Source organism: Chitinophaga sp. (assembly GCF_036569125.1).
GTDB lineage: Bacteria > Bacteroidota > Bacteroidia > Chitinophagales > Chitinophagaceae > Chitinophaga.
The window spans coordinates 1-5,781 of sequence record NZ_DATCRF010000108.1; the positions used below are offsets into that span (position 1 = coordinate 1).

The 5,781-nt window shown below is 51.0% G+C and carries 2 protein-coding genes; both read left to right on the forward strand.

All coding sequences use genetic code 11. The features are described 5' to 3' along the window. Positions 1 to 4,581: amino acid adenylation domain-containing protein (locus VIM87_RS03925; protein ID WP_331995710.1), on the forward strand; the 4,581-nt coding region annotated here is incomplete at its 5' end. 27 nt (positions 4,582 to 4,608) lie between these two features. Further along, positions 4,609 to 5,781, forward strand: a 1,173-nt coding sequence (locus VIM87_RS03930; RefSeq protein WP_331995711.1) for a condensation domain-containing protein, incomplete at its 3' end; no start/stop codon positions are given.

The following is a 5,781-nucleotide window of genomic DNA, read 5'->3' on the forward strand; positions in this document are numbered from 1 at the left end:
GGCTTTGCCTTAACCATCCAGGATGTGATCCGCTACCCTATAATAGAAGAATTAGCTGCAAGGGTGCAAGCCGTTACCCGCCAGGTTCCGCAAGGGCTGGTAGAAGGGCTGGTGCCGCTGGGCCCCATTCAATCGTACTTCCTGAATGGCGGCGGACAGCATAAACATCATTACAACCAGTCTGTTTTATTATACAGTAAAACACCCATTTCTGCAGATGCCCTGCATGCAGCTTTAGATAAAATTGTGCTGCACCATGATGCCCTGCGTATGGTATTCCGCCAAACCGAGAATGGCTGGCAGCAGGAGAATAAGGGCATTGCGCAAACCTACATTTTTCAGGAGATCCGCCATACCAGCGAAAAGAGCTTTGCAGAACATTGCGACCGCATCCAGGCCGGTATGCAGTTGGAAGATGGCCCGCTGTTCAGCATAGCCTTGTTCCCCGGTGAGGAAGGCGACCGTTTGCTGCTGATAGCGCATCACCTGGTAATAGATGGCGTATCCTGGCGTATCCTGCTGGAAGATCTTTCCACATTATACCAGCAATACCAGTCAGGGCAGGCATTGGAGCTGCCTTTGAAAACAGACTCCTTCCAGTACTGGCAGGAAATGCAGCAGCAGTATGCACAAAGTGAAGCCCTGCAGCAGGAAGCCGCTTACTGGGATGCCCTGGAAGCGCAGCATATTCCAGCCCTGCCGCTGGAACATAAAGGCAGCAACCTGGTGAAAGATGCAGCCCGCCAGTCGTTCCTGCTGGACGAAAGTTTGACCAAACGCCTCTTAACCCAGTGTTACAGCGCTTACCGTACAGAGGTGAACGACCTGCTGTTAAGTGCTTTCACCATGGCCGTAGCAGAAGTGTTTGAGCAGGAAAAAGTGCTCATCAACCTGGAAGGGCATGGCCGCGAGAACATAGGCGCTAATATAGATGTAACCCGCACCATAGGCTGGTTTACCAGCTTGTACCCGGTAGTATTTGACATGCAGCACCGGGATGATGTCATCCGCCAGCTGATCAGTGTAAAAGAAACCCTGCACCGTGTGCCCAACAAAGGCATGGGTTATGGTGTGCTCCGTTATATAGCCGGTAGGGATTACAAGCTGAAACCGGAAATTGCTTTCAACTACCTGGGCGATTTTGGTAACGGTGTACAGGACAGCAGCGGTGAGCAGCTGTTTGCATTTTCCGGCGATTACCAGGGCCATGCCATTTCGCAGGATGAACCGCGCAGTGTGCTGCTGGATGTACTGGGCATGGTGGCCGAAGGACAGCTTCGTTTAACCGTTAGCTATAGCACCCATCAATATTCCAAACCGGTGATCCACAGGCTGCTGAGCTGTTTCCAGTCGCAGCTGGAAAACCTGGTGAACATCTTGTCGGCAGAAACTACCACGCATCTTACCCCGGTTGATCTTACCTACAAGGCGCTGAGCGTTGAGCAGGTACAGGCGATGGATGATACTGTGGAAGATGTATATCCGCTAAGCCACTTACAGGAAGGCCTGTACTACCACTGGCTCAGCACACCGGGCTCGCTGGCTTACTGTGAGCAAATGAGCTATCGCCTGAAAGGTAAGCTGAACATAGATGCGCTGGAACGCAGCTATGAAATGCTGGTAGCCCGCCATGCTGTGCTGCGCACCAGCTTTACACAGGAGCTGGATGGCAGCGTGCTGCAGGTAGTGCATAAGAAGGTGGGCAGCAATTTCCAGTACATAGATGTTGACCCTTCACTTGATATAGATGGCTTAAAACGTAACATCCGCCACCGGGGCTTTGACCTGCATAACGGTTCACAAATGAACCTTACTGTATTAGGGCTGGGCACAGATACCTATGAATTTATCTGGGGCCACCATCACATTTTAATGGATGGCTGGTGCGTAGGTATACTCATCAAAGAGTTCACAGAGCTGTACGATAGTCTGCTGCATGGCCGCAAGGCCAATTTGCCGGAAGTGCAGCCCTATGCAGATTACATTTCATGGCTGATGCAGCAGAACAGGGAAAGCTCCCTGCAATACTGGAAGCAGTACCTGGAAGATTATGACACCGTAAGCACCCTGCCCCGCTTGATGAGCACTACAGCTTTTGAACCGGCAGAGCGGGCCTTTAACCTGGACGCCGCCACTACAGCTGCCATAAAAACGCTTTGTGCGCAGCTGCGTATTACGGAAAATACCTTCATGCAAACCATGTGGGGATTATTATTAGCGCAGTACAACAATACCCATGATGTGGTATTTGGTGCGGTAGTATCCGGCCGCCCGGGTGAAATAAAAGGCATTGAAGAAATGATAGGCCTGTTCATTAACACCATCCCGGTACGGCTACGTATAAACGGAGATAGTCCTGTTGCCTCCCTGTTAAAGCAGGTGCAGGAAAGCGCCATCAGCACTGCTGCACACCACTATACACAGCTGGCAGATGTGCTGGCGGTAAGTGAGCCGGGCAGCGGCTTGCTGGATCATATCCTGATCTTCGAGAACTATCCCATACAGGAAATGGTGGAGCAGCATGCAACCGGCCAGCAGGAACAGGAGCTGTCGCTGGTATCATCCGCAGGTGTGGAGCAAACCAGCTACGATCTTTCGGTATCCATTATTCCGGGCAATAACCTCCGCATCCGTTTTGAGTATAACAGCCGGGCATATGATGCCGCTTTAATAGCTGCGCTGGAACAGCGTTTAACGCAGATGATAACACAGGTGCTGGATAATCCTGCCATTAACGCTAACGCCATTGATTATTTAAGCGAAGCGGAAAAACAGCAGCAGCTCATTGCGTTTAATGAGCCGGGCATCATGGATTATCCGAAAGACAAAACAGTAATAGAGCTGTTACAGGAGCAGGTAAGCCGCACACCGGAGAACATAGCCGTTATTTTCAAAGACCGCACGCTTACTTATCAGCAGCTGCATGAACAGTCTAACCGCCTGGCGCATTATTTAAAAGCGCAGTATAACATTCAGCCCAATGACCTGGTAGGCATAAAGCTGGACCGCAGTGAATGGGTAATGATAACAGTGTTAGCGGTATTAAAAAGCGGCGGCGCTTATGTACCCGTTGATCCGGATTATCCGCAGGAGCGTATTGATTATCTTGTTGAAGATAGTAAGTGCAAAGTGCTGATAGATGAAGATCTGCTGGAAGCGTTCCGTAAAGCAGAACAACAATATTCAGCCGTTAACCTGGACAGCACGCCGCAACCTGAGGATCTGGCTTACATTATTTATACCTCTGGCAGCACCGGCAATCCAAAGGGCGTAATGATCGGGCACCAATCCCTGGTGAACCTGGCCCTGGGTATCATAAGGCAGTATAGCGTAACAGAAAAGGATCGCATCCTGCAATTTGCCTCCCTCTCCTTTGATATGTCGGTAGAGGAAACCTTCCCCTTCCTGCTGGCAGGCGCGGGGGTAGTGGTACGGCAGGATGTGGAATTGCAGCCCTCCGGCTTCCGGCGTTTTGCTGTGGATAATAAGATCACCATCCTGAATATTCCGCCGCTGTTCTTCCCGGTGATCCATGAGCTGGAAGAAAGTGAAAAGGCAGCGCTGTTTGCCAGCGTACGTATGATCGCATTTGGCGGCGAAGCCCTGCCGGATAGCGTATTGCGGGCAGCGCAAGGCTACGGTATTCAGCTCTTTAACGCATACGGTCCTACGGAAAGCACCGTGAATGCTGTCATTGCAGATAGCACCCATAGCGTATCCTCCGTGATCGGGAAGCCCTTTGCCAATACACAGCTCTATGTGCTGGATGCAGCCCTGCAGCTGTTACCCATAGGCGTTAGCGGGGAGCTGTATATAGCCGGTGATGGCCTGGCCAAAGGTTACCTGCGCCGCCCGGAGCTTACAGCAGAAAAATTCATTGACAATCCTTTCGGAGAAGGAAAATTATACCGCACCGGCGATGTAGTGCGCTGGACGCCGGATGGGAATATTGTGTTCATAGGCCGGCAGGACGACCAGGTGAAGATCCGCGGGTACCGTATAGAGTTGGGTGAAATTGAAACCGCGCTGCAGCTGCATGAGCAGGTGAATAGCGCAGTAGTAGTGGCCCGCAGCGCAACCGATGGTGAAAAAATGCTGGTAGCCTATGTCATTGGTAATGTGGAGCTGAATGTAGCGGAGCTGCGCACACACCTGAATAAAACATTGCCGGCTTACATGATCCCATCGCAGTTTGTGCAGCTGGATAGTTTCCCGGTAACCGCCAATGGCAAGGTGAATAAAAAGCAGCTGCCCGATCCGCAGGGTACAGGCATGGCTACCGGTGCGGAATATGTGGCCCCGCGCAACGAAACGGAAGAAGCACTGGTGCGCATGTGGCAGGAGATCCTGCGGGTAGAAAAGATCGGCATTAAGGATGATTTCTTTGAGCTGGGAGGTCATAGCCTGAAAGTAGCACGGCTGGCCGGGCAGATCCATAAGGCATTTGACTATCGCATAGCCCTGAAGGATATTTTCTTTAACCCCACCATTGAAGCGCTGGGCGATATGATCCGCGCCGCTAAATGGATTGAAAGCTCCCGGCAAATAAAACAGGAGAACCGGGATGTAATTGAACTCTAAGTTGTAAGCAAAAATATTTATACGGATATGAAAAATGTAATTGACTTAATACTGGCACTGGCTGAAAAGGATATCCAGGTATACGTGGAAGATGGGAAGCTAAAGATCAATGCGCCGGATGGCGCCTTGAAGGAGGATGTGATACAGAAAATAAAAGAAAATAAAACTGCGCTCATGGACTACTTGTCTGCAACACGGGCAGGTAACCATAACGAAATACCGGCAGTGGAAGCCAGCAGCTCCTACGTGTTATCCTCCTCCCAGCGCAGGTTATGGGTATTAAGCCAGTTTGAGGAAAGCAATACCGCTTACAACATGCCCGGTGTATTTGTGTTTGAAGGTAACCTGGACCTGATAGCGCTGCAGGGATCTTTTAAGAACCTGGTGGCGCGTCATGAGATCTTAAGAACCGTTTTTAAGGAAGATGAGCAGTTTGAGATCCGGCAGTACATTCAGCCGGCTGCTGATGTAAATTTTGAGATCGCCTACCAGGATCTGCGGATGGAAGCAGATCAGGAAGAAAAGCTGAAAACCTTTGTACAACAGGATGCCGCTAAACCCTTTAACCTGGCCACCGGCCCCTTGCTGCGCGCGGTTCTATACCAGGTGGCAGATCATAAATGGGTATTTACCTACACCCTGCATCACATTATCGGCGATGCCTGGTCAATGGACATACTGATAGCAGAGCTGCTGCAGTTATACAATGCACGCACCCGTAATGAAGATGTGCAGCTGCCGCCCTTGCGCATCCAATACAAGGATTATGCTGCCTGGCAGCAGGCGCAGCTCGGCAGCGGCGCACTGAATGAACATAAGGCCTGGTGGCTGCATCAGTTTGAGGGAGAGCTGCCGGTACTGCAGCTGGCCGGTGATAACGTACGCCCGGCTGTAAAAACGCATCGTGGCGCTTTAGTAAATAAAAATTTCAGCCCTGCAGTAAGCAGCCGGCTGCAGGCATTGCTTAAAGAACAGGGCAGCACCCTGTTCATGGGATTGCTGGCAGCAGTAAATGCATTGCTGTACCGCTATACCGGCCAAACAGATATTGTAATAGGCACTTCCATTGCCAGCCGGGAACACCCCGACCTGGAAAGCCAGATAGGATTTTATGTGAACACCCTTGCATTAAGAGCGCAGTTCAAAGGCGATGACAGCTACACCGCTTTGCTGCAGCACATTAAACAGGTAACCCTGGGC